Raw genomic sequence first — 3,659 nt, 5'->3', positions numbered from 1 at the left:
GTTTTTTGCATCAATTTTTTAGCAAACTTAATTTTTTCTGAATTTAAAAAATCGATGGGAGAAATACCTATTGTATTTTTAAATTTTTTATGAAAGTGAGAACTACTCATACATGCTTTTTCTGCTAAAAGATCTACACTAATATCCTTGTTTGTTAAATTTTCTTTTATATATTTTATAACCATCCCAATTCTGGTGTCCGTAAAAACATTTTGTGTATCATCTAATAAAACAGATTTTGCTTTGGTTTGCAATAATCGAACAATGAGTTCTTGAATCATTAAGTCTAATAATAAATCTTTAGAAGTATTACTATTTGTAAATGTATTTATTAAACGTTTAACAAGTTGATTTACATCTGAATTGTGGGTCAAATGATTGCTATTGTTGTTAAGAGTCCAGTTATTATTCTCATTTTCTATGGCAATAGTATCATTAAATTTATCTACTACTTCATTAATTTTAGTACTATCAATCCCTAAGGCTAAACATTGCGTGGGATTTTTCATTTTGGCTTCCGGAAAATCTATAATCATCTCTTTATTAGATGGCATAACAACAGATTCTCCTGGGTAAAAATCAAAAGTAGGTAACCCATCAAGATGCATCACTTTTTTACCAGTTAGCATACTTGCTATAATAGGGTAATCAAATTGTAACGCAACTTTTTCAGCATATTTATAGGTCTCGTAAATATTTAATTCGGCAAAATCAGCATTATAAGTAGTTCTATTTTCAACTAAAGTATCTAGTTTTCTGTTTTTATTATGTGATGTTAATAAATGGCTCATAATCAAAATTATAAAAGTTTTTAAAAAAAATAGTCTAATAATAGAATTGTACTACAATATAATAAATATGTTCAATTATTAGTGATTTTAATAAAATAACTTTACAAAAAATGATAATTATGTGTTTTTAAGATAATTATATTATCAATATTACAATTTTTTATCAATTTTAAATATTAACTAAAAATATAATTATGAGTTATTCAAAACCGCAATTTAAAACTACTTATGGAAACTTTATTAATGGTAAATTTACAAAACCAATAGATGGTGAGTACTTTGAAAATACTTCTCCAATTGATGGTAGCTTAATTGCAAAATATCCAAGATCAAAAAAAGAAGATGTAGAATTAGCTTTAGATGCTGCTAATGCAGCAAAAGAATCTTGGGGTAACACTTCAGCAACAGAAAGAGCTACGCTTTTAAATAAAGTTGCAGAAATTATAGAAGCTAATTTAGAAGAATTTGCTTTAGTAGAAACTTGTGACAATGGTAAACCTATTCGTGAAACTTTAAATGCAGATGTTCCATTATCTGCAGATCATTGGCGCTATTTTGCAGCATGTATTAGAGCCGAAGAAGGCAGTGCAACAGAACTAGATGCCAATACTTTGTCTATGAATATAAAAGAACCTTTAGGTGTTGTAGGGCAAATAATACCTTGGAACTTTCCTTTATTAATGCTTTCTTGGAAATTACCACCTGCTTTAGCTACTGGTAATTGTGTTGTTTTAAAACCCGCAGAACAAACTCCATCTTCAGCTACTTTATTGATGGAAAAAATTGCAGATGTTTTTCCTCCAGGAGTTGTAAATGTTGTTCATGGCTTTGGGCCAGAAGCAGGTAAACCATTAGCTTCTAGTTCTAAAGTAGATAAGGTTGCTTTTACTGGAGAAACAACCACAGGACAATTAATTATGCAATACGCCTCTAAAAATCTAAATCCCGTAACTATGGAATTAGGGGGTAAGTCTCCAAATATATTTTTTGAAAGTGTTATGGATGAGGATGATGCGTTTTTAGACAAAGCCATTGAAGGCGCTGTTTTATTTGCATTTAATCAAGGAGAAGTTTGTACCTGTCCATCAAGAATTTTAGTACAAGAAAGTATTTATGATAAATTTATGGAACGCGTTGTAGCTCGTACGAAGGCAATTGTACAAACAAGCCCATATAGTTCAGATTGTATGGTTGGTGCACAGGCTTCTAATGATCAGTATGAAAAAATACAATCTTACATTAAAACTGGAAAAGAAGAAGGTGCTAAAGTACTTTGTGGTGGTGCTGCAAATACAGAAGGAGATTTAGTAAATGGTTTTTACATTCAACCAACAATATTAGAAGGTCATAATAAAATGAGGGTTTTTCAAGAAGAAATTTTTGGGCCTGTAGTTTGTGTTACAAAGTTTAAAAATGAAGCTGAGGCTTTAGAAATTGCAAATGATACTTTATATGGTTTAGGTGCTGGTGTTTGGACAAGAGATGCACATCAACTTTACCAAATTCCTAGAGCTATAAAAGCTGGTAGAGTTTGGGTAAATTGTTACCATTCATACCCAGCACATGCGCCATTTGGAGGTTATAAAAAATCTGGTTTTGGTAGAGAAAATCATTTAATGATGATGGGGCATTATAGACAAACAAAAAATATGTTAATATCTTATGATAAAAACAAATTAGGATTCTTTTAGTAGTTTTTGTAAATTTAAAAAGCTGAATTAATAATTAATTCAGCTTTTTTATGAATATTTAAAGATATGAAAAGAATAGAAATAACAGAAAAAGCAGCAGAAATTGTTAGGGAATTGAAAGAAGAATTTGGCGATTTAATTTTTCATCAAAGTGGTGGTTGTTGTGATGGTTCATCTCCAATGATTTTTCAAAAAGACGACATGTATCTAGATGAAAGTGATGTTTTTTTAGGAATTATTGAAAACGTGCCTTTTTACATGAATCAAGATCAATATGAATATTGGAAACATACCCATCTAACTATTGATATCACGAAAGGGCGTGGGGCTAGTTTCTCCCTCGAAATTCCTTTGGGGGTCCGTTTTATAATTCATTCTAGATTATTAACAAAAAAAGAAACTGATTTTTTTAATATCAAATAGATATATGTTAAATTGCTGACAATAATAAAAAACAATTAACCAATCTTATGAGTAATTATCATATTAAAAACTTTCCAGAATATTATCACGTATATAGAAACTCGGTGAGAGAACCAGAAACCTTTTGGGAAGAAATTGCAGAAGAACACTTTGTTTGGAAAAAGAAATGGGATAAAGTTTTAGAGTGGGATTTTTCTAAACCAGAAATAAAATGGTTTGAAGGTGCCCAATTAAACATTACAGAAAACTGTATAGACAGGCATTTACCCACAAGAGGAGATAAAACTGCTATTCTATTTGAACCCAATAACCCAGAAGAAAAAGCGCAACACATTACCTACAATCAACTTTCTGATAAGGTAAACCAATTTGCCAATGTGCTAAAAGAAAATGGAATTAAAAAAGGAGATAGAGTCTGTATTTATGTTCCTATGATTCCTGAATTGGCAATAGCAACGTTAGCTTGTGCAAGAATTGGAGCCATACATTCTGTCGTTTTTGCAGGTTTTTCTGCAACAGCTTTATCAACAAGAATAAACGATGCAAATTGTAAAATGGTGATTACTTCTGATGGTTCTTACAGAGGTTCTAAAACTATCGATCTAAAAGGTATTGTTGACGAGGCATTAGAATCTTGCACAACTATAGAAACTGTTTTAGTTGCTAAAAGAATCAACTCAGATATTCAGATGAAAGAAGGTCGTGACAAATGGTTACAACCTTTATTAGACAAAGCATCCACAGTTTGTGAAGC

4 protein-coding genes are annotated in these 3,659 nt (G+C 30.7%); 3 read left to right on the top strand and 1 reads right to left on the bottom strand.

Annotation, left to right across the window (positions count from 1 at the left end; genetic code table 11):
- The coding region (locus ACTG3S_RS09325) for an AraC family transcriptional regulator N-terminal domain-containing protein (protein WP_439129092.1) at positions 1–791 on the bottom strand (791 nt) is incomplete at its 3' end.
- A 194-nt stretch (positions 792–985) separates the two neighbouring features.
- Between ACTG3S_RS09325 and ACTG3S_RS09320 the strand changes: the two genes are divergently transcribed.
- The 3 genes from ACTG3S_RS09320 to ACTG3S_RS09310 all read left to right on the top strand — a co-directional run.
- The gene (locus ACTG3S_RS09320; RefSeq protein WP_439129091.1) at positions 986–2,482 is read left to right on the top strand and encodes an aldehyde dehydrogenase family protein; all 1,497 of its coding nucleotides are present in this window, start codon (positions 986–988) and stop codon (positions 2,480–2,482) included.
- 66 nt (positions 2,483–2,548) lie between these two features.
- The gene (locus ACTG3S_RS09315) at positions 2,549–2,905 is read left to right on the top strand and encodes a DUF779 domain-containing protein (RefSeq protein ID WP_439129090.1); all 357 of its coding nucleotides are present in this window, start codon (positions 2,549–2,551) and stop codon (positions 2,903–2,905) included.
- 47 nt (positions 2,906–2,952) lie between these two features.
- The coding region (locus tag ACTG3S_RS09310; RefSeq protein WP_439129089.1) for an AMP-binding protein at positions 2,953–3,659 on the top strand (707 nt) is incomplete at its 3' end.

The organism is Polaribacter sp., assembly GCF_965656025.1.
Lineage (GTDB): Bacteria > Bacteroidota > Bacteroidia > Flavobacteriales > Flavobacteriaceae > Polaribacter.
The sequence above is the reverse complement of the archived record's forward strand: the minus strand, read 5'-3'. Positions and strand labels throughout refer to the sequence as shown.

Bases quoted from the DNA above. Each gene is read 5' to 3' on its own strand.
- ACTG3S_RS09320 (WP_439129091.1), top strand. From the start codon at position 986: ATGAGTTATTCAAAACCGCAATTTAAAACTACTTATGGAAACTTTATT.
- ACTG3S_RS09315 (WP_439129090.1), top strand. From the start codon at position 2,549: ATGAAAAGAATAGAAATAACAGAAAAAGCAGCAGAAATTGTTAGGGAA.